17 protein-coding genes are annotated in these 20,509 nt (G+C 54.0%); 9 read left to right on the top strand and 8 right to left on the bottom strand.

The genetic code is table 11. The annotated features are described in order from the left end of the window. Positions 1–56 precede the first annotated feature (56 nt). The 5 genes from atpD to PS2015_RS15270 all read left to right on the top strand — a co-directional run bounded on the left by atpD (position 57) and on the right by PS2015_RS15270 (position 7,519). Entirely contained in the window at positions 57–1,460 is a 1,404-nt protein-coding gene (gene atpD / locus PS2015_RS15290) for a F0F1 ATP synthase subunit beta (RefSeq protein WP_058023042.1), read from the top strand. An 81-nt stretch (positions 1,461–1,541) separates the two neighbouring features. After that, a complete protein-coding gene (locus PS2015_RS15285; RefSeq protein ID WP_058023041.1) occupies positions 1,542–1,955 on the top strand; it encodes a F0F1 ATP synthase subunit epsilon in 414 nt (137 codons plus the stop codon). Positions 1,956–2,040: 85 nt separating this feature from the next. Continuing rightward, positions 2,041–3,414 (top strand): bifunctional UDP-N-acetylglucosamine diphosphorylase/glucosamine-1-phosphate N-acetyltransferase GlmU, encoded by a 1,374-nt coding sequence (glmU, locus tag PS2015_RS15280; RefSeq protein WP_058023040.1) that lies wholly within the window; start codon positions 2,041–2,043, stop codon positions 3,412–3,414. Between the two features lie 23 nt (positions 3,415–3,437). After that, positions 3,438–5,273 carry a glutamine--fructose-6-phosphate transaminase (isomerizing) gene (gene glmS, locus PS2015_RS15275; RefSeq protein ID WP_058023039.1) on the top strand — a complete coding sequence of 612 codons (1,836 nt, stop codon included), beginning with the start codon at positions 3,438–3,440 and terminating at the stop codon, positions 5,271–5,273. Positions 5,274–5,404: 131 nt separating this feature from the next. After that, complete coding sequence (locus PS2015_RS15270; RefSeq protein ID WP_058023038.1) at positions 5,405–7,519, top strand: TonB-dependent receptor; 2,115 nt, start codon at positions 5,405–5,407, stop codon at positions 7,517–7,519. A 2-nt stretch (positions 7,520–7,521) separates the two neighbouring features. Here PS2015_RS15270 and PS2015_RS15265 read toward each other — a convergent pair whose 3' ends face one another. Next, positions 7,522–8,391 carry an SIS domain-containing protein gene (locus PS2015_RS15265; protein WP_058023037.1) on the bottom strand — a complete coding sequence of 290 codons (870 nt, stop codon included), beginning with the start codon at positions 8,389–8,391 and terminating at the stop codon, positions 7,522–7,524. 50 nt (positions 8,392–8,441) lie between these two features. Between PS2015_RS15265 and PS2015_RS15260 the strand changes: the two genes are divergently transcribed. Further along, a complete protein-coding gene (locus PS2015_RS15260) occupies positions 8,442–9,617 on the top strand; it encodes a GNAT family N-acetyltransferase (protein WP_058023036.1) in 1,176 nt (391 codons plus the stop codon). On the opposite strand, the gene PS2015_RS15255 is transcribed toward PS2015_RS15260, so the two are convergent. From PS2015_RS15255 to PS2015_RS15245, 3 genes are read right to left on the bottom strand one after another with little or no spacing between them, the layout of a single operon-like run. Further along, positions 9,585–10,424 (bottom strand): response regulator, encoded by an 840-nt coding sequence (locus PS2015_RS15255; RefSeq protein ID WP_058023035.1) that lies wholly within the window; start codon positions 10,422–10,424, stop codon positions 9,585–9,587. The genes PS2015_RS15260 and PS2015_RS15255 overlap by 33 nt on opposite strands. A 1-nt stretch (position 10,425) precedes the next feature. Beyond that, positions 10,426–11,199: a peroxide stress protein YaaA gene (gene yaaA / locus PS2015_RS15250; protein WP_058023034.1), complete on the bottom strand. Its 774-nt coding sequence runs from the start codon at positions 11,197–11,199 to the stop codon at positions 10,426–10,428. 7 nt (positions 11,200–11,206) lie between these two features. Continuing rightward, the gene (locus tag PS2015_RS15245; protein WP_058023033.1) at positions 11,207–11,689 is read right to left on the bottom strand and encodes a DUF4265 domain-containing protein; all 483 of its coding nucleotides are present in this window, start codon (positions 11,687–11,689) and stop codon (positions 11,207–11,209) included. A gap of 54 nt (positions 11,690–11,743) precedes the next feature. Between PS2015_RS15245 and PS2015_RS15240 the strand changes: the two genes are divergently transcribed. Both PS2015_RS15240 and PS2015_RS15235 read left to right on the top strand, forming a co-directional pair. Beyond that, on the top strand, positions 11,744–12,109 hold the full coding sequence (locus PS2015_RS15240; protein ID WP_058023032.1) for a hypothetical protein: 366 nt from the start codon (positions 11,744–11,746) through the stop codon (positions 12,107–12,109). 27 nt (positions 12,110–12,136) lie between these two features. Beyond that, complete coding sequence (locus PS2015_RS15235) at positions 12,137–12,556, top strand: acyl-CoA thioesterase (protein WP_058023031.1); 420 nt, start codon at positions 12,137–12,139, stop codon at positions 12,554–12,556. Between the two features lie 54 nt (positions 12,557–12,610). Here PS2015_RS15235 and PS2015_RS15230 read toward each other — a convergent pair whose 3' ends face one another. Together PS2015_RS15230 and uvrD are read right to left on the bottom strand one after the other, a co-directional pair. Then, complete coding sequence (locus PS2015_RS15230; RefSeq protein WP_058023030.1) at positions 12,611–13,954, bottom strand: L-cystine transporter; 1,344 nt, start codon at positions 13,952–13,954, stop codon at positions 12,611–12,613. A 93-nt stretch (positions 13,955–14,047) separates the two neighbouring features. Continuing rightward, on the bottom strand, positions 14,048–16,258 hold the full coding sequence (gene uvrD, locus PS2015_RS15225) for a DNA helicase II (RefSeq protein ID WP_058023029.1): 2,211 nt from the start codon (positions 16,256–16,258) through the stop codon (positions 14,048–14,050). A gap of 148 nt (positions 16,259–16,406) precedes the next feature. Here uvrD and PS2015_RS15220 point away from each other — a divergent pair, with 148 nt between their 5' ends. Beyond that, complete coding sequence (locus PS2015_RS15220; protein WP_058023028.1) at positions 16,407–17,594, top strand: acyl-CoA dehydrogenase; 1,188 nt, start codon at positions 16,407–16,409, stop codon at positions 17,592–17,594. 108 nt (positions 17,595–17,702) lie between these two features. Here the strand turns inward: PS2015_RS15220 and PS2015_RS15215 are convergent, their stop codons facing one another. Both PS2015_RS15215 and ubiA read right to left on the bottom strand, forming a co-directional pair. Further along, the gene (locus PS2015_RS15215; RefSeq protein WP_058023027.1) at positions 17,703–19,568 is read right to left on the bottom strand and encodes a DUF885 domain-containing protein; all 1,866 of its coding nucleotides are present in this window, start codon (positions 19,566–19,568) and stop codon (positions 17,703–17,705) included. Between the two features lie 29 nt (positions 19,569–19,597). Further along, positions 19,598–20,509: a 4-hydroxybenzoate octaprenyltransferase gene (ubiA, locus tag PS2015_RS15210; protein ID WP_082628180.1), complete on the bottom strand. Its 912-nt coding sequence runs from the start codon at positions 20,507–20,509 to the stop codon at positions 19,598–19,600.

The raw sequence follows: 20,509 nt of genomic DNA, 5'->3' as shown, positions 1-20,509 counted from the left end.
GACAGATTCAGACATTAACAGAATTGAAGATCAGGAAATTTTAAGAGGAACCGGACATGAGTAGCGGTCGTATCGTACAAATTATCGGTGCAGTTATCGACGTACAATTCCCGCGGGAAGATGTACCTCGTATCTATGATGCACTGTCCGTCGAAGGCGGCAAAATTACACTGGAAGTGCAGCAGCAACTGGGCGACGGCATTGTGCGTACCATCGCAATGGGTAGTACTGAAGGTCTGCGTCGTGGACTGGAAGTCACCAACACAAACGCCCCAGTGTCTGTTCCGGTTGGTAAAGAAACCCTGGGTCGCATCATGGATGTACTGGGTAACCCGATTGATGAGCGCGGCGACATTGGTGAGCAGGAGCGCATGCCCATTCACCGCAAAGCCCCGGCTTACGATGAGCTGTCAGCCTCCAATGAGCTCCTGGAAACCGGCATCAAAGTTATCGACCTGATCTGTCCGTTTGCCAAAGGTGGTAAGGTTGGTCTGTTCGGTGGTGCCGGTGTTGGTAAGACCGTTAACATGATGGAGCTGATCAACAACATCGCCAAGGCTCACTCTGGTCTGTCAGTATTTGCTGGTGTGGGTGAGCGGACTCGTGAAGGTAACGACTTCTATCACGAAATGCAGGAATCCAAGGTTATCGACATGGATGACCTGACCAATTCCAAAGTGGCGATGGTTTACGGCCAGATGAATGAGCCGCCCGGTAACCGTCTGCGCGTGGCCCTGACGGGTCTGACCATGGCCGAAAAATTCCGTGATGAAGGGCGTGACGTACTGTTCTTCGTCGACAACATCTACCGTTACACACTGGCCGGTACCGAGGTATCTGCACTGTTGGGCCGTATGCCTTCAGCGGTAGGTTATCAGCCGACTCTGGCTGAAGAAATGGGTGTACTGCAGGAGCGTATTACCTCCACCAAGACTGGCTCCATCACATCCATCCAGGCGGTATACGTACCGGCGGACGACTTGACTGACCCGTCACCGGCAACAACCTTCGCTCACTTGGACGCGACCGTTGTACTGTCACGATCCATCGCCGAGCTGGGTATTTACCCGGCGATCGACCCGCTGGATTCCACCTCACGTCAGCTGGATCCACTGGTAATTGGTAACGAGCACTATGAAGTAGCTCGCGGCGTTCAGTCAGTACTGCAGCGCTACAAGGAACTGAAAGACATTATTGCCATTCTGGGTATGGATGAACTGTCAGAAGAAGACAAGCAGATCGTGGCTCGTGCGCGTAAGATCCAGCGCTTCCTGTCACAGCCCTTCTTCGTGGCAGAAGTATTTACCAACACACCCGGAAAATATGTCCCGCTGAAAGACACTATTGCGGGCTTTAAAGGCATTCTGGCCGGTGACTACGATCACATTCCGGAGCAGGCCTTTAACATGGTTGGTACCATCGAAGAAGCGGTAGAAAAAGCTGCCAAGCTGAAAGGCTGAACAGTCTGAAAGTCAGGCGGCCCGTCCGGTTGCCTGACCGTTCTGCCCCGATAGTGAAGCGACTTAAAGAGATAAAAGATTATGGCGATGACAATACATTGTGACATCGTAAGCGCAGAAAAGCAGATCTTCTCTGGTCTGGTAGAGATGGTGGTTGCCACCGGCACTCTGGGCGATTTGGGTGTTGCGCCGGGCCACGCGCCGCTTTTGACCGAGTTGATCCCTGGCCCGATCCGTTGCGTAACACGTGATGGTGGCGAGGAGATCTATTACGTTTCCGGTGGTTATCTGGAAGTGTCCAACAATATCGTCACGGTGCTTGCAGACACGGCCATTCGCGCCGCTGATGTTGATGAAGCCGCCGCGCAGCAGGCTATTGAGGACGTTCAGAAAGCCATCGCTAACAAGGAAGCTGAGTTCGAATATTCGCGCGCAGCAACGCAATTGGCTGAAGCCGTTGCTCAGTTGCGTGCATTGAAGCAGCTTCGTAAGTAAAGTACAGCTTTCCCACCTTGTAAGCAGGGTTTGAAAGCGGTAAAAAGGGTAGCCATAGAGCTACCCTTTTTTATGGATCAATAATATGGATATAGACGTTATCGTGTTGGCGGCGGGTAAGGGCACCCGCATGTACTCCGACCTGCCCAAGGTGCTTCATCCACTGGCAGGTGTCCCAATGTTGACGCACGTGCTGCGTGCGGCCAATCAATTGGAGCCACGCAATATCTATGTTGTCACCGGCTATCAGGCCGAGCAGGTGGGTGCACACTATCAGGATACCGTGGAATTCGGGTCTCTTAAGTGGGTCAAGCAGAGCGAGCAGCTTGGCACGGGCCATGCCGTAATGCAGGCCATGCCGCAAATAGACGACCACGGCCTGGTATTGGTCCTCTATGGTGATGTCCCTTTGATAAAACCGACAACACTGCAGCTATTGACGAGACTTGCCAGCGGACAGGGAATCGCAGTTCTGACACTTGATACACCGCAACCGCATGGTCTGGGACGTATCATCCGCGACGAACAAGGACATGTGTCTGCCATCGTTGAAGAAAAAGATGCCAGCACTGAACAACGTCACATCACCGAGATAAATTCCGGCATCATGGCTTTTCAGGCTTCAGCACTCCGCAACTGGCTCAGTCGGCTAACCACGCAAAACGCCCAGGGCGAGTATTATCTGACGGATACGGTTGAGCTCGCCAATCAGGATGGCTTTCAGGTGGCGGCGCTAACCACAGAAGACTCATCAGAAGTGCAGGGTGTGAATAATCGGCTGCAACTGGCAGAGCTGGAGCGAAACGTCCAGCTCGCGCAGGCCAGAGAAATCGCAATGCGTGGAACCACGGTAATGGATCCAGCCAGACTGGATATCAGAGGCACTCTCGCACTTGGGCGCGACGTGTCTATTGATATCAATACGGTGTTTGATGGTCACAACGAGATTGGCCATGGTGTCTCGATTGGCCCCAATGTCTATATCAAAAACTGCATTATAGGTGAGCACACTCAGATTCAGGCCAACAGTCACCTGGAAGGTGTAGTGATCGCTGACAATTGTCAGATAGGGCCATTCGCAAGACTGCGACCGGGCACCGAGTTACGCTCGGAAAGTAAAATAGGTAATTTTGTCGAGACCAAAAAATCCGTTATCGGAACTGGCAGCAAGGTGAATCATCTTAGCTATATCGGTGATGCTGAACTGGGCGACAACGTAAATGTGGGAGCTGGCACTATTACCTGTAACTATGATGGCGTCAATAAATTCCGGACCATCATTAAAGACGGCGTTTTTGTTGGATCCAATACCTCACTGGTAGCACCGGTAACTGTGGGCAAAAATGCAACTATTGGCGCCGGATCGGTTATCACTACCCAAGTGCCGGACGAACAACTGGCTGTAGCGCGTGGCCGACAAAAGAATATCAGCGGATGGAAACGGCCCATCAAAAAATAAAGGACTGGTTAGCGGAGTATTTTATGTGTGGAATCGTAGGCGCTATTGCACAACGGGATGTGATCGGCATATTGCTGGAAGGCCTGAAACGGCTTGAATATAGAGGTTACGACTCAGCGGGTCTGGCAGTCATTGATTCAGAATCCGGTGATCTGCAAACCCTTAAGGCCGTTGGCAAAGTCAAAAAACTGGTCGATAAAGTTGCGGCTCATCCGGTCAAAGGTCAACTCGGCATTGCCCATACGCGATGGGCGACCCATGGCGTTCCGAGCGAATCAAACGCCCACCCACATTTGTCGGACACCGAGTTTGCGCTGGTTCACAATGGCATTATCGAAAACCACAATGAGCTGCGCAATGAACTGATCGGTAAAGGGTATCGCTTTGCGTCAGAAACCGATACTGAAGTCGTCGTTCATTTGTTACATGAGGTCTGCAAACAGCAAGACATCGATTTGCTGCAGGCCGTTCAATTGGCCATCCCTCGCTTACATGGAGCTTACGGCCTGTGTGTTATTCGCGCCAATGAACCTGATCGCATGGTTGTCGCCCGCAGTGGCAGCCCGCTGGTGATCGGTGTAGGCATCGGTGAAAATTTTGTGGCATCTGACCCGCTTGCTCTTGGACAAGTCACCGACCGCTTTATTTATCTGGAAGAGGGTGATATCGCTGAAGTCACCCGTGACAGCATTCGAATCTTTGCCGGTACTGAGGAAATCAAACGCCCTATTACCCGCATCAAAAGTGAAATCGACGAAATAGAAAAAGGCGAATTCGGCCACTTTATGCTCAAGGAAATTTACGAGCAGCCACGCGTCATCAAGAACACCCTGAGCGGCCGTATCAGCGACCGGCATGTGCTGGAAGAAGCCTTCGGCGTTAAATCAAAAGCCATTTTTGATCAGGTCGACAATGTTCAGATTGTTGCCTGTGGCACCAGCTTTCACGCGGGATTGATTACCAAATACTGGTTGGAAAATATCGCCAAAATGCCGTGCCAGGTGGATATCGCCAGTGATTATCGCTATCGAAATATTATCGTCAGACCCGGCACGCTGTTTGTGACTATATCCCAGTCAGGAGAAACAGCCGATACCCTGGCGGCATTACGCTATGCTCAGGAGCTGCCTTATGTCGGTCGACTGGCGATCTGCAACGTGGCGACCAGCTCCCTGGTACGCGAATCAGATTTCTCATTGCTGACCATGGCTGGTCGAGAAATTGGTGTGGCCTCAACCAAAGCGTTTACGACTCAGCTGGTCGCATTGCTGCTGATGTCACTGGTTCTGGGACGCCGCAATGGGCTGGATGAGGAAAGCGAAGCCGCTTACATCCGGGATCTGCATCAGTTGCCAGACATTGTGGATAAAGCTTTGGCTCAGGATCAGGCCATTCAGCGTCTGTCGATACAGTTTGCTGACAAGCACCACGCCCTGTTCCTGGGCCGCGGCCCGCAATATCCGGTTGCCAAAGAAGGCGCGCTGAAACTGAAAGAGATCTCCTATATTCACGCCGAGGCCTATCCGGCTGGTGAGCTCAAGCATGGTCCGCTTGCGCTGGTCGACGACAAAATGCCCGTTATCGCCGTGGCGCCTAACGACGAGTTGCTGGGCAAACTCAAAGGTAATCTGGCGGAAGTCAGCGCCAGGGGTGGCAAGTTGTTTGTTATTGCCGATGAATCGGCAGGGTTTGACGATGAAGTTGATTATCAACTGGTCAGGTTACCCCCAGTGCCGGAGGTTCTGGCTCCGATTGTTTACACCATTCCTTTGCAGTTGCTTTCCTATCATGTCGCTATTTTAAAGGGCACGGATGTGGATCATCCCAGGAATCTGGCTAAGTCCGTGACGGTTGAGTGACACAACGCTCTTTCCGTTAACAAACCATTAACGTTTGTTAACTGTTATAAAACAGTTGCTTGCGTGACCTGCCCGACGCGGGTGGTCATACTCGACGTTTCATGGATTAGATGAAACATCGAGGTTGATTAATGCAGTTCTTCCAAAGAAAACCCGTCTGGGTACTCTCTTCCCTCATTGCCGCCGGTTTTTCCGGTGGCGTGGCGGCGCAATCTGGCACCGGCCCTTCTGCCGCTCAGGCTATCGACGAAATACGTGTCCTGGGACGCCAGATCAATCTGGTCGGTCAGGCCTCTACGGCATCTGAAGGCATCGTCACCCAGGATGAGTTGGCTATTCGCCCCTTGTTACGAACCGGCGAGGTGCTGGAGACCGTTCCCGGATTGGTGGCCAGTCAGCACAGTGGTCCGGGCAAGGCCAATCAGTACTACCTGCGGGGCTTTAATCTGGATCATGGTACTGACTTTGCCACCTACGTGGATGCCATGCCGGTAAATATGCGCACGCACGGTCACGGCTCGGGTTACACGGATCTGAACTTTATTATCCCGGAGCTGATTGGTGAGATCGTCTATCAAAAGGGCTCTTACTACCCGGCAACCGGCGACTTTTCAGGCACCGGTACGGCTCGAATGTCAGTGGCCAACAGCCTGCGCGACAATACCATTGTGGCCGGCAGCGACTTTGGACAGGAAAACTGGAATCGGCTGCTGGCCACGGGGCAGCTTGCAACGGGCGACAACAGATCATTGGTGTACGGCCTGGAGCTGGAAACCACTGACGGACACTGGGATGACATCAACACCGATCAGAAACGCAAGAATCTGTGGCTCAAGCAGATGTGGGAGCAAGGCGACAACCGCTTTAACCTGACTTTTATGGGGTACGACAATAGCTGGAACTCTGCTGACCAGATTCCGCAGCGTGCTGTGGATATGGGCTTGATTACGGAGTTTGGTTCTATTGATTTAACGACAGGTGGCGATACCCATCGCTATAGTCTTTCTGGCACCTGGCAGCGCCCGCTGGCCGGTGGTGAGTTGACAGCCAGTGCTTACGCCATTGATTACAACATGAATCTGTGGGGCAACTTCACTTATTTTGTGGAGCCTGAAGGCGACCAGCACCATCAGGTAGATGATCGCATGATTTACGGTTGGGATGTCGCCTGGTCACAGACGCATAACTGGGGCTCAGTGCCCGCTACCGATACCTTTGGCTCGCAGATGCGTTATGACGATATCGATGAGGTTGGCATTTTTATGAGCCAGGCTCGCCAGGATATCGGTGTGTTTCGCACAGATGCCGTGGAGCAATGGAGCCATGGCCTGTACTGGGATAATGAGTTGCGCTGGACCGATCAGTTCCGCACCACCATGGGCCTGCGTTATGACTACTATGACTTCGCGGTCGACACCCTGCAGGCTGGTTTCCTGCCTTCGCTGGATGTGAATGGCGGCACGGACAGCGACAGCATTAGCACATTTTCTGTCGGTGCCAGCTACGCCTTTTCAGATCAGCTAGAGGCTTATGTGAACGCCGGTCAGGGTTTCCACAGCAATGATGCGCGTGGCACGACTATTGTACTAGATCCGGTCAGTGGCGATCCGGTCGACCGGGTTGATCCCTTGGTAGACACGACAGGTTATGAATTCGGTCTCCGTACCTTTATTGATGATCGGCTGAATGCGTCCATCGCATTGTGGTCTTTAGACATAGACTCTGAGCTGCTGTTTGTGGGTGATTCAGGCTCTACTGAGGATACGGGTGTCGGCAGCCAGCGTCATGGTGTTGAGTTGACCGCGTATTACTACGCCAATGATGTCTGGACATTCGACATGGAATACGCCTGGTCCAAGGCGCGTTTTGATGAACCACTGGACGGCTCGCGAGACATTCCGGGTGCTTTGGAGCATGTGTTGAGTGCCGGCGCCAATGCGCAGCTTTCAGACAATTTATTTATAAACATGCGTCTTCGTCACTTTGAGGATTACCCATTGGATGGCGGACTGCGGGCAGATGCCAGTACGCTGGCGAATCTGCGCGTTGGTTATCGTATTAACACACAATTTGATGTGTATCTGGATGTGCTGAATTTGTTTGATTCATCTGACCGGGATATAGAATACGCCTATGAATCCAGACTGCAGCAGGAATTACTGGCTGGGCAGGATCCGGTGCTCGACCGACATTTCCACATCTTTGAGCCGCGTACGCTGAAATTGAATCTGCGATACCGCTTCTGAGATTATTCACCCGTCTGACCCGGTTTCTGCGTGCGCAATGTGCGCAGACTCCGGTTAATGCGTTTCAGGTAGTCTTTAAGCTGGTCTTTGCGCAGGCGGGCCACGCCCATGGCCAGCACATCGATGACCAGCAAGTGAGCAATGCGGGAGGAGACTGGCGTGAAAATCTGCAGGTCTTCTTCCATGTTCACATAGATGGGGATGCTGCTCAGGCGACTTAATGGTGTGTCCTGCGGCGCCAGTCCGACCACTGTGGCGCCGGCATCCAGGGCCAGTTCCACACTCTGAATCAGTGCCTTGGTACGGCCGGACTGGGAGATCGCGACCACCACGTCTTTGGGGCTCAGGGATATCGCCGACATGTGCTGAATATGCGGATCGGTGTAGGCGGCACTGGACAGTTGTAACCTGAAGAACTTGTGCTGGGCGTCTGAGGCCACCGAACCAGACGCGCCAAAACCGTAAAACTCAACCCGATTGGCTTGATTGATAGCGGCTATAGCCAGTTCCAGGGCTTGCGGGTCCAGTTCATCACGTACGGTAATCAATGAACCGATGGTCGAATCAAACACCTTGTGTGAAACATCAGCAACGGTGTCTGTGTCATCGACGGAAAACTGCGAATAGCTACTGCTGGCTCCCAGATGTTGTGCCAGTTGCAACTTGAAGGACTGAAAGCCGTCAAAATCCAGTGCGCGGCAAAAGCGAACCACTGTCGGTTCACTGACCTGCGCTTGGGCGGCTACATCCATAATGCGCATACTTAGTACAGCCGCCGCATTATCGATCACAAAATCAGCGACTTTGCGTTCGGACTTTCGCAAAGACTCTCGTCTATCCTTGATCTTGCTGATCAGATTCTGGGCTTCCACCGTATGCTTCCTGTTACACTTCGTTTTGAAACTATAGCAGGAAGCATGTAATGACTGCCATCCCCGTAAACGTTCGCCTGGGCTTGAGCATGGCCCAGATTAACGCCAGTGACTGGAATGGTCTAATGATCGGCGGGGTGCCGTTCTTACGTCACGAATTTCTGGCCGCGCTCGAAGACAGCGGCTCCGTCAGTCAGCAAAGCGGCTGGCAGCCGGCACATCTGACGGTTACACAGGGTGAGCGATTGATCGCGGCCATGCCGTTGTATATCAAGAACAACTCGTATGGTGAATATGTCTTCGACTGGAGCTGGGCTGATGCCTATCATAGATACGGCCGTCACTACTACCCGAAGCTGCTGACAGCCATTCCGTTTACACCCAGTCAGTCACCCAGAATCTTGCTGAGCGAGCAGACAGCCATGGAGCGAATAATCCCTCCAATGGTCAACGCCATAAAAGACTATCTGGATGAGCAGGGTATGAGCTCATGGCATATGCTGTTTCCTGAGCAACCCGGCCTGACAGATCTGCTGTCTCTGGGTCTGGCCAGGCGCGTGGGGGTACAGTACCACTGGCTCAATCATGGCTATCAGAGCTTTGATGACTTTCTGGCAACACTCAGCTCCCGAAAGCGCAAGAACATGAAAAAAGAGCGGCAGTCGGTTGTTGCGCAGGGTGTAAATTTTCAGCACATCAATGCGGCCGATGCAACAGAAAAAGACTGGCAGACGTTTTATCGGTTCTACCAGAGTACTTATGAAGTTCGTGGTCAACGCGGGTACTTAAGCAAATCCTTTTTTGAACAGATTGCCAGAACGATGCCAGATAACCTGTTCTTGATCATGGCCAGACAGCACTCTGACTATGTGGCGGGCGCTCTGTTTCTGAAAGACACAAATACTCTGTATGGTCGCTACTGGGGCTGTGATCAGGAATTCTATAATTTGCACTTTGAGACCTGTTACTACCAGGGAATTGACTATTGCATCAAGCATGGCTTGAAGAAATTTGATGCGGGTGCACAGGGCGAGCACAAACTACGTCGTGGTTTTGAACCGTTGATAACACAATCTTTTCACTGGATTGCCGATGCTGGTTTTCGGCAAGCAATAATGAATTTTTGTCAGGAAGAGGCTGCGCACATTGAGCAATACAAGGATCATGCAGAAGAATATCTTCCGTTCAAAAAATCATGGCATATCGACAATAAACTCGCTGAGTAGTTTGCGCTGTTCCTCGTCCGGTCCGGAAAATCGAACCAGAACATTAACGAAATCTGAGTCCGGGCGCTTTTCCACAGCCGAGGTGCTGTGCACATAGGCCTGTAACCCATTAATGGTTTTCGTGGCACTGTTGCCAGATGACAAGGTCAGTTCAACCTGCTCGAACACCCCGGGATGGCGCGGTGCCCGTTTACTGACCATCAAGACCTCGTCAATACTGATGGACTTGATCATACAGCGCAGCTCGACATCGCCCCAGCGGATCAGGCCAGTGCCTTTCAGTTTGGGCTTGTCGTCTGTTTTACCGCTACCGGTCAGCGCCGCTGCACTGCCACCGACAACCGGATCAGCCTTACCGCTGAAGACTTCAAGTGAGCTGAACGGTCCACCCTTTGCTGAGGTGCTGCCTGCCGAAATTTTTTCCAACTTGCCACTTTTGACCAGGGCTTTTCTGACTTTATGCATCAGCTCTTCTGGTGTGAAAGGCTTGCCCAGATAATCACTGACGCCGGCCTGAACTGCGCGCATGATGTGTTCTTTGCCACCCAGGCTGGTAATCATGATAAATGGCACCTTGGCGAACTTTTCTTCACCACGCACCCACTGCAATAATTCTTCGCCGCTCATGCCGGGCATTTCCCAGTCGCTCAGAATCAGATCGATCGGCTGACGGTTGAGGATCGATTGTGCTTTGCGTCCGTCTGAGGCTTCGAATACTTCGCACTGCGGAAGAAAACGGCGTACAGTACGCTTGATCAGATCTCTGATGAACGTAGCATCATCGCATAACAATATCCGGATCTTCATGTTAGACCTGTCTGCGCAGGAAGACGGGTTTGTCTTCAGTGGAGTCAGATGCGCTGTATTGATAGCCGGCCACATCAAAGCCGTTAAGTTGTTGCACGTCTTCGATCCGGTTGCGAATGACCCAGGCAGCCATCATGCCGCGAGCTTTCTTGGCAAAGAAGCTGATAATTTTGTACTGGCCGTTTTTATAATCTTTAAAGACCGGGCTGATGATGCGGGCTTTAAGTTTCTTTTTATTGATAGCCTTAAAGTACTCGTTAGATGCCAGGTTGATCAGCACAGGGTCCTGTGAGCCGGCCAGGCGCTCATTGAGTTTCTCCGCCAGGCTGCTACCCCAATATTCGTACAGGGAATTGTTGTTTTTATGTTTCAGGGACGTGCCCATCTCCAGTCGATAGGCCTGCATGAGATCCAGTGGGCGCAGTAAACCATACAGGCCGGATAATATGCACAGATGATCCTGAGCGTATTGAATATCGGCATCATTCAGAGATTGCACATCCAGGCCGGTATACACATCGCCTGTAAAAGCGTAGATCGCCGGGCGTGCATTGTCCGGTGTAAATGGCGTCTGCCAGTTCAGGTTGCGCTCAAAATTCAGTTCGGCCAATTTGGGACTGATATGCATCAGCTCCGACAGATCCTCAGGCGACAGTTGTCGCAGGGTTTTGATCAGTTGTTCGGAACGGTTCAAAAAATCTGGCTGCGTAAAAGCCTGCTCGGGCACCGGCGACTCAAAGTCCAGTGACTTTGCGGGGGACAACACCAACAACATAGGAACCTCAATTCAGATTTTGCCACCAGTTCAGTGGCGTTTGACCATCATCCGGATCATACACATTGCCATAGTACCAGATGCTGTCAGGAAAGCGCTTCAACACCGAGCTGATAAGTTCTTCGATGCGTTTGAAACCAATGGAGACATGAATCGAATAAATCAGCAGGCCGGGGCTGCAGACGTCACACTTGCCGTCAATCAGCTCCATCTCTGGTGTCAGGGCCTGATCCAGTTCTGAAATATCGTGTTTGCTGAACACACGCACACTCAGGTTGCCGCTGTGCTCCAGCAGTTCATAACCTGCCTTGTTGTCGGCCGGATAGCGTATCAGATCGTCGGCGGCCAGGCCTTTAACAAAGGCCGGAGATTTTGCCAGGCGAAACTGATCGGTGTTTCCGCTGACCGGATTCACCTCGACTTGTTCGACAATGGCATCGCCGTTATCGTTATAACCCGCTATGATGGGAACTTGCTGGGACTGAGACATGCGATTTCCTGGGAGCTGTGCACTTACGACTGCCATTGTAACCTGAGGAGGCACATGCTGGTACTGTTTGAAAATCTGGTGAGACGCACGCGCTGGTTGAAGATTCCGCTGTTGCTGGCGTTTCTGGGCATGCTGGGTGTGAGTACCTGGATGATTCTGATGGCGCCGGTGCGTGTTCAGGACCAGTGGCTGATTCCGACGATAGTGGGAACGTTGTGGTTATTACTGAGTGGCTCAGCCATGCTGGCCTTTCAGGATATTCCACAGGCGAACTATGAAAATCTTGGGTGGGCTGGCAAAATACGCCGCAAACTGGCGCGGCTGCTGTTTCATATGCTGGCATGGTTTATTTTGATTGTCAGTCTGGCGCTGATTGTAGTGAGTTTTCAGCTGATGATGGCCTGGTATCGCAGTACCTGAATAAGAACATAACAATAGGAGAAGAGCATGGCCCTGATTGACGACGACATGGATAGAGACCCTACTCCGGCAGGCGAGCTGGCGCTGCAGACACTCGCCATGCCGAAAGATACCAATGCCAACGGTGATATTTTTGGTGGCTGGCTGGTATCGCAGATGGATCTGGCGGCCGGCATTGCGGCCAAGCAGGTAACACATGGGCGATCAGCGACTGTCGCAATCAAAAATGTGGAATTCCTGGCGCCGGTCAGCGTAGGCTCTGTTGTCAGTTGCTACGCGGAAATTCTGGAGATTGGTCGTAGCTCCATGCATATCAATATAGAGGTATGGATTTCCAACTCGCTGACGCAGGAAGCACAGCGCAAGGTAGCTGAGGGACTGTTTATCTTTGTGGCGATTGACGAAAATGGCCGCACCCGCCGTATCACCCCACCGGACAAAGACTAGCAGAAGGGTCGCTGTTCAGGCGACCCGGTTCTGCATGCACTTCCAGCCAGGCTGTTAAACACCGTCCTTGATAAAGGTACTGGTGATTTTGCCGCTGGTCATGGCACCGCTGACATTCAATGCTGTGCGTCCCATATCGATCAAGGGCTCAATTGAGATCAGCAGTGCTGCCAATTCGACCGGCAGACCCATGGCGGGAAGCACGATCAAGGCCGCAAACGTCGCACCGCCGCCCACACCCGCTACACCAAATGAGCTGATGGTAATGATGCCAATAAGCGACAGGATAAAGCCGATGTCCATGGGATTGATGCCAACGGTCGGCGCCGCCATGACGGCCAGCATGGCAGGATAAATACCGGCACAGCCGTTCTGACCAATCGTTGCACCGAATGACGCCGACAGGCTGGCGATGGAGGGTGGGACCTTCAGCTCATCCACCTGGGTGCGGATATTCAGCGGGATAGTAGCGGCAGAGCTGCGGGTGGCAAAAGCAAAGGTCAGAACCGGCCAGATTTTGCGATAGAACTCCGCCGGGTTATTGCCGGTGACGCTGAGCAGCAGACCATGCACGCCGAACATGATGGCCAGCGCCACGTAAGATGCCACTACAAAGCCAATCAGGTTAAGGATATCCGAGCCATTGGAGCCCGCTACCACATAGGTCACAAGAGAAAGAATGCCGTAGGGAGTCAGGCTCATGACCAGTTTCACCAGTCGCATAACGATGGCCTGAATGGTATCCGTGCCGCCTTTGATGCGCTCGCCCATCTCCGGGTTTTCACGGCTGACCAGCAAGGCGGCCAGACCAAACAACATGCCAAAAACAACCACGGCAATGATCGAGGTGCTGCGGGCATCGGTCAGATCACGGAAGATATTGGTGGGGATAAAGCTGACCAGGACCTGTGCCAGGTTAAGATCAGCAACGGTTGACTGGCGCGTTTCCAATACCGCGGCCCGTGCCATTTCGCGCTCGCCGCCCACCATGCCTTCAGCCGTCAGGCCAAACACGTTTGTCACCACGATACCGACGATGGCAGCAATCATGGTGGTGAACACCAGAATGCCGATGACCGAACCGCCTATTTTACCCAGGGCGGCAACCTCATGCAGACGCACAACCGCGGCGATCATGGTCACCAGTACCAGCGGCATGATAATCATGCGCAGCAGGCCAACATATACATCGCCTGGCAGGTCGGTCCAGAGCAGAGTCGGGCGGATAGCATCCAGGTCGCCGCCGTGAATGATCTGCAGGAACAGGCCAAACACAGCGCCCATCAACAGGGCGATAAACACCTGTTTGGCGAGGCTGGTATCAGGTTTACGGAATTTATACAGCGAGAAAAGCAGGCCGATGAAAATGACAACACCGACGATATTCAGGACGGACATAGGAACTTCCCCTTATTGTTGTTAACACCCTTATAGCTTTTTAAGGGTTTGTAAAGCAAATACTTTTTTAGCATTAGACTATTGATGCCAGACTCAGGCGGGCTCCAGTCTGGCATAGGAAAGCACCAGCCATTTACTGCCCACGTCGTCAAAATTTACCTGCACGCGGGCGTGATTGCCGCTGCCCTCATAATTCAGCACCACACCCTCGCCGAATTTGCCGTGTCGCACACGCTGTCCCAGGCTGATACTGGTCTGCGGCACTTCGGCGCCACGATGCATTTGCTGGGGTCGCGAGCCATGCCAGGCGGGGCGCTGAATGGTGGTTTTCAGGCGCACGGGTTCTATCAGTTCCTGCGGGAGTTCACGAATGAAGCGGGATGGTCGACAGGTCGTCACATCGCCATGCAGGCGGCGCGACTCAGCGCTTGTCAGGTAGAGCTTTTCCATGGCGCGGGTAATGCCCACATAACACAGCCGGCGCTCTTCCTCGATGCCACTGAGATTTTCCATGGACATTTTGTGCGGGAACAACCCTTCTTCCATGCCGGCCAGAAACACCAGCGGGAACTCCAGACCCTTGGCGCTGTGCAGGGTCATCAGTTGCACGGCATCATCCGATTCCGAAGCCTGCGCTTCGCCGGCATCCAGCGCCGCCTGATCCAGAAAGGCGGCCAGCACATCGGTATTCACCGGCTCATCGGACTCGTCTGTCAGGCTGGCATCCTGTTCATGCCACTCTTCGGCAAAGCTTTGTGCGGCCGTGATCAGTTCATCCAGGTTTTCCAATCGTGCCTGAGCTTTGTCGCCGCCTTCTTTCTGATGATGTTCTATCAGGCCGCTGTGTTTAATGACGTGGGCCACTTTCTCGCCGAGATCAAGCTCTCTGCTGTGCTCGTCCATTTCGTCGATCAGGCGCATAAAGGCCTGCACGGCGGCGGCCGCTCGGGGCGGCAATAGTTTGTGATCCAGACAACGCTGACAGGCCTGCCACATTGAGCTGCCCTCGCTGCGCGCCAGGTCGCGCAGACTGTCCAGCGTTTTGGCACCAATGCCGCGGGTTGGCACATTCATGACCCGCTCCATGGCCGTGTCGTCAGTGCGGTTGGTTAGCAGGCGTAAATAAGCCAGCGCATTACGGATTTCCAGCCGGTCATAGAAGCGCTGACCCCCATAAATCCGATAAGGCATGGCCACACGCAGCAGGGCCTCTTCCATTTCCCGCGATTGGGCATTGGAGCGATAAAGAATGGCCGCATCGCTGAGTCGGTGGCCGGTGTTCAGCCAGTCCTGCAGGCGGTCCACGATAAAACGGGCCTCATCCTGTTCATTAAAGGCTTCGTACAGGGAGATGGCTTCGCCTTCGCGATCCTCGGTCCACAGTTCCTTGCCGAGTCGGCCCTGATTATTGGCAATCAGGTGGTTGGCGGCTTTCAGAATGGTGGAGGTGGAGCGGTAATTCTGCTCCAGGCGGATGATGTCGGCACCGTCGAAGTCTTTGTTGAACTGCTGGATGTTTTCGATGCGGGCGCCACGCCAGCCGTAAATCGACTGATCATCGTCACCCACCACCATCAGATGATTGGTGCCGCCGGCCAGCACCCGCAGCCAGGCGTACTGTACGGCGTTGGTGTCCTGAAACTCGTCGACCAGAATATGGGAGAAGCGGCGCTGATAGTGTTCCAGCAGGGCGGGGTTTTTTAGCCACAGTTCATGGGCGCGCAGCAGGATCTCGGCGAAATCCACCATACCGCCACGTTGACAGGCGTCTTCATAGGCGGTGTATACAGTGAGCATGGTGCGCGTGTACTCATCGCCATAATGTTCGATGCTGGCAGCGCGCAGTCCTTCGTCCTTCTGTGAGTTGATGTACCACTGGATCTGCTTGGGCGGCCATTTCTCTTCATTGATACTCAAGGCTTTGCACAGCCTTTTAACCAGGCGTAGTTGGTCATCACTATCCAGAATGTGGAAATTCTCCGGCAGATCGGCCTCGCGCCAGTGCATGCGCAGCAGGCGGTGCGCCAGACCGTGGAAGGTGCCCACCCACATGCCACCGATGGGGCGCTCCAGCAGTTCTTCGATGCGGCTGCGCATTTCGCGCGCGGCCTTGTTGGTGAAGGTCACGGCCAGGATGCTGAAAGGCGAAACACCCTCCACCTGCATCAGCCAGGCAATACGGTGTACCAGCACCCGGGTTTTGCCACTGCCGGCCCCGGCCAGCACCAGCATGCTGCCGGGCGGGGCGGATACCGCGCGGCGTTGTTCGTCATTCAGAGAGTCAAGCAGATAAGATACGTCCATAACCGTCAATTGTAGCAGCCCGTGCAGAATCTGACTGCGATATTTATCCTTTTGCCTGCATCGCCTTGCTGATAAAATACCGATCCTTTGCTCGGTCAACTGAATCGGCCGTCATTACATTTCAAGACACCTTAGCCAGGAGTAGATTATGTCTGCAAAATCAGACAACGCACCGTTTGACTGGAAAGACCCCTTTTTGATGGAAGAAATGCTGACGGAAGAAGAGCGCATGATCCGTGATGCAGCCCGCCAGTATTGTCAGGAAAAGCTGCTGCCGCGTGTTCGCGATGCCTATCGCAACGAGCAGACTGATCCGGAAATTTTCCGCGAAATGGGTGCTCTGGGCCTGCTGGGCCCGGCGCTGGACGGTTACGGCTGCACCGGCACCAACTACGTGTCTTACGGCCTGGTGGCGCGCGAAGTGGAGCGCGTTGACTCAGGTTATCGCTCAATGTTCAGCGTGCAGTCCTCACTGGTCATGCACCCGATTCACGCCTTCGGCAGCGAAGAGCAGAAGCAGAAGTACCTGCCCAAGCTGGCCAGCGGTGAGTTCATCGGCTGTTTCGGTCTGACCGAGCCGGATCACGGTTCTGACCCGGGCGGCATGGTCACGCGCGCGCGCTCTGTGGAAGGTGGTTATAGCCTGAGCGGCGCCAAGAACTGGATTTCCAACTCTCCGATTGCTGATGTATTTATCGTTTGGGCCAAGGATGACGAGGGCATTATCCGCGGCTTCATCCTGGACAAGGGTATGAAGGGCCTGTCTGCTCCCAAGATTGAGGGCAAGCTGGCGCTGCGCGCTTCCATCACCGGTGAGATCGTGATGGACGAAGTCTTTGTGCCGGAAGAAAACATGCTGCCGCACGTGCAAGGTCTGAAGGGACCGTTCAGCTGTTTGAACTCTGCACGTCTGGGTATCGCCTGGGGCGCGCTGGGCGCCGCCGAAACATGCTGGCATGCGGCGCACCAATATGTGATGGACCGCAAACAGTTCGGCCGACCGCTGGCAGCCAATCAGCTGATCCAGAAAAAACTGGCCGTCATGCAGACAGAAATCAGTCTGGCGCTGCTGGGATGTCTGCAGGCCACCCGCCTGAAAGACGAAGGCAAGCTGGGCATTCCGTTGATTTCCCTGCTGAAGCGTAACTCATGCCTGAAGGCGCTGGATGTGGCGCGCGAAGCCCGCGACATGCTGGGCGGCAACGGTATCTCTGATGAGTATCCGGTGATGCGTCACATGCAGAACCTGGAAGTGGTTAACACTTACGAAGGCACGCAGGATATCCACGCACTGATCCTGGGTCGCGCGCAGACCGGCATCCAGGCGTTCTTCTGACGCTGGGGACGGAGGCGGTCTACGTCCCCCGGGTGTTCGCTTGGTTCAAGAACGGGCTGGGTGATGGCGGCAGCGCGGGGGACGTAGACCGCCTCCGTCCCCGGCGCCTCAGCCTTTGACCTGGGCAATCCACTGGTTCACGCGTCGCTCCAGAAGATGCAGCGGCATCGCCCCACCCAGCAGGATCGTATCGTGGAACGCGCGGATGTCGAACGCATCACCCAGTTGCTCACGCGCATGCTCACGAAGCTCCAGAATCTTGATCATGCCGATCTTGTAGGAAGTCGCCTGACCCGGCATCACGATGTAGCGCTGCACCTCTGAGGTGATCGCCGTCAGCGGCACCGAAGAGTTGGCGGCAAAGTAGTCGATCGCTTCCTGCTCGGTCCAGCCCTTGGCGTGCAGGCCGGTATCCACCACCAGGCGGATGGCGCGCCACATTTCTGAGGTCAGTTGGCCGAATTTGGAGTAGGGATCCTGATAGGTGCCGGGCATCTCGCTGGCCAGGTATTCGGAGTACAGACCCCAGCCTTCAGAGTAAACGGTGAAGCCGGCCTGAGTGCGGAACCGCGGCATGTTTTCCAGCTCCTGGGCGATGGAGATCTGCATGTGATGGCCGGGCAGACCTTCGTGGTAGGCAATCACTTCCAACTCTGACTTGGGCATGGCGGTCATGTCTGACAGGTGCGCATAGTAGATGCCGGGGCGTGAACCGTCCGGGGTGCCGGAGTAATAATGCTGGGCACCGCCGTCGCGCTCGCGGAAGGCTTCAACGCGGCGCACGACCAGGTCAGCCTTGGGCAGTGTGGCGAAATAGTCCGGCAGCAAGGATTTGATGTTTTCAATGGCGGCAGTGGCGTCATCAATATAACCCTGTCGGCCTTCATCGGTATTGGGGTAGTAGAAACGCTCGTCATCGCGAGATTCGCGCAGCATGACAAAAAAGTCCTGCAGATCGCCTTCGAATCCGGTGCTGTCTTTTACCGCTTCCATTTCTGCACGCAGACGGGCCACTTCGGCCAGGCCGATGTCATGGATTTCATCGGCAGTCAGGTTAGTTGTGGTCTGATTGGCCAGGCGATACTCATAATAAGCGGCGCCATCGGGCTGTGAAACCAGGCCGGTAGACACTTCCGGCACCTTGTCCATTTCTGACTCGGCCCAGTCAATCAGGCGTTGGAAAGCAGGTGCAAAATCCTGCACCAGCGCGGTCTGTGTTGCCTGCAGTAGCTGCTCGGCGCCGGGCCGCTCAAGCTGGGCGCTGTCGACCAGCGCCTCGATCTGAGACTTGGCATGAGACCAGATGGCTGTATCGTCGCCATCAGTGAAAGGCGCGCCATCGATCACGCTCTGAGACTGTTCAATCACACCTTCCAGCGCAAAACCCGGCAGCACCACGCCATATTCTGCCGAAGCAACAGCACGCTCAATCAATTGGTTCAGTGCGCGACCGGCTTCCGCAATCCTGGAGTTAAACGCCTCGTAGTCATTCACGTCTTCAATATTGTGAAAGCTGATCAGAAAGGTAGGCAGAAAGCCCTGCGAGCCGTTCATCTGATCGAAAACGAATCCATTGAGGCGGAACTCGGCAGCGCGGGCTGCCTGCTCATACTGATATTTCCAGATATCCCATGAGGTCTGTGCCTCCTGAGTCAACTGGTCGTAGTCAAACAGACTTTCCATCTCTTCAACACTGGCGCGCATCCAGGCCAACTGGGCATCCTGTGCCTCCAGTGAGTAGTCGTCCAGCTCGTCATAACGATCTTTGCGACCCTGGAAGGTCATGGAAATCGGACTGAATTGCAGACGTTCTTCGTATTTTTCATCAAACCAGGCATTGATGCGATCAGTTTCACTTGCGGCTGGCACCGACGCGGCTGGTGTGTCGGGCGCCGAAGGAGCCGCAGGCGTTGCAGGCTCCCCGCAGGAAGCCAGCATCAGCAGTAAAAAAGAAAAACTCAGATATCTGAACATTATGGATTGCCCCCCCGGCAAGTTTGATCTCAGAACGAAGTACTCAACACCACGCCAACAAAGACGGCCAGGCCGACCCAGTGGTTGTTGAGGAATGCTTTGAAGCAGGCATCAGCCTGACGATGACGTATCAGTCGCTGCTGATAAACCAACAGTGCCGCCGCGACCAGCAGCCCCAGATAATACGGTAACGAAAGACCAAACTGGCCGCCCGCCAGCAGCAGTGCCAGCAGGAACATGGCCTGCAACATGCCGATCATCACCTTGTCGGCCTCGCCGAACAGGATGGCCGTTGATTTGACGCCTATCTTCAGGTCGTACTCACGATCCACCATCGCGTATTGCGTATCGTAAGCGACCGTCCACAGACTGTTTGCAACATACAGCAACCAGGCTTCCGGTGGTGGCAGAACTCCGGTCTGGGCGGTGAAGGCCATCAGAATGCCCCAGGAAAAGGCCATGCCCAGGACGACCTGTGGCAAATGAGTGTAACGCTTCATGAACGGGTACACAGCCGTTAATAACAAGGCGCCCAGCGACATGATAAGGGTCAGCGTGTTAAGGAACAGCAACAATACAAAAGCCAGCAGACACAGACCAATAAAGCAGACCATGGCCTCTTTGCGGGTGACCTGCCCCGTCACAATGGCGCGCTGTTGAGTACGTGCCACGTCGCCGTCAATATGGGCATCGGCAAAATCATTGATGCAGCATCCGGCTGAACGCATCAGCCAGGTACCCAGCGCAAAAATCAATATCAGATGCCAGTCTGGCCAGCCATCTGCTGCAATCCACAGAGCGCCGAGCGTAGGCCATAACAACAGGTAGGTACCGATAGGCTTGTTAAGGCGGGTCAGCAACACAAAAGCCGGCCAGCGGGCATGCAGGCGTGGAAAATAACGCTGGCATAACAGTCCGGATTTGGTCAGCAGGCTGTTCAT

Origin of the sequence: Pseudohongiella spirulinae, from assembly GCF_001444425.1 — a bacterium.
GTDB classification, from domain to species: Bacteria; Pseudomonadota; Gammaproteobacteria; order Pseudomonadales; family Pseudohongiellaceae; genus Pseudohongiella; species Pseudohongiella spirulinae.
The sequence above is the reverse complement of the archived record's forward strand: the minus strand, read 5'-3'. Positions and strand labels throughout refer to the sequence as shown.

Excerpts from the sequence above, each read along its gene's own strand:
- uvrD (WP_058023029.1), bottom strand. The coding sequence starts at position 16,258 with ATGGACGTATCTTATCTGCTTGACTCTCTGAATGACGAACAACGCCGC.
- PS2015_RS15285 (WP_058023041.1), top strand. The coding sequence starts at position 1,542 with ATGGCGATGACAATACATTGTGACATCGTAAGCGCAGAAAAGCAGATC.
- PS2015_RS15230 (WP_058023030.1), bottom strand. The coding sequence starts at position 13,954 with ATGTCCGTCCTGAATATCGTCGGTGTTGTCATTTTCATCGGCCTGCTT.
- PS2015_RS15240 (WP_058023032.1), top strand. The coding sequence starts at position 11,744 with ATGCTGGTACTGTTTGAAAATCTGGTGAGACGCACGCGCTGGTTGAAG.
- atpD (WP_058023042.1), top strand. The coding sequence starts at position 57 with ATGAGTAGCGGTCGTATCGTACAAATTATCGGTGCAGTTATCGACGTA.
- yaaA (WP_058023034.1), bottom strand. The coding sequence starts at position 11,199 with ATGTTGTTGGTGTTGTCCCCCGCAAAGTCACTGGACTTTGAGTCGCCG.
- ubiA (WP_082628180.1), bottom strand. The coding sequence starts at position 20,509 with ATGAACAGCCTGCTGACCAAATCCGGACTGTTATGCCAGCGTTATTTT.
- PS2015_RS15255 (WP_058023035.1), bottom strand. The coding sequence starts at position 10,424 with ATGAAGATCCGGATATTGTTATGCGATGATGCTACGTTCATCAGAGAT.
- glmS (WP_058023039.1), top strand. The coding sequence starts at position 3,438 with ATGTGTGGAATCGTAGGCGCTATTGCACAACGGGATGTGATCGGCATA.
- PS2015_RS15220 (WP_058023028.1), top strand. The coding sequence starts at position 16,407 with ATGTCTGCAAAATCAGACAACGCACCGTTTGACTGGAAAGACCCCTTT.
- PS2015_RS15245 (WP_058023033.1), bottom strand. The coding sequence starts at position 11,689 with ATGTCTCAGTCCCAGCAAGTTCCCATCATAGCGGGTTATAACGATAAC.
- PS2015_RS15215 (WP_058023027.1), bottom strand. The coding sequence starts at position 19,568 with ATGTTCAGATATCTGAGTTTTTCTTTTTTACTGCTGATGCTGGCTTCC.
- PS2015_RS15260 (WP_058023036.1), top strand. The coding sequence starts at position 8,442 with ATGACTGCCATCCCCGTAAACGTTCGCCTGGGCTTGAGCATGGCCCAG.
- PS2015_RS15235 (WP_058023031.1), top strand. The coding sequence starts at position 12,137 with ATGGCCCTGATTGACGACGACATGGATAGAGACCCTACTCCGGCAGGC.
- PS2015_RS15270 (WP_058023038.1), top strand. The coding sequence starts at position 5,405 with ATGCAGTTCTTCCAAAGAAAACCCGTCTGGGTACTCTCTTCCCTCATT.
- glmU (WP_058023040.1), top strand. The coding sequence starts at position 2,041 with ATGGATATAGACGTTATCGTGTTGGCGGCGGGTAAGGGCACCCGCATG.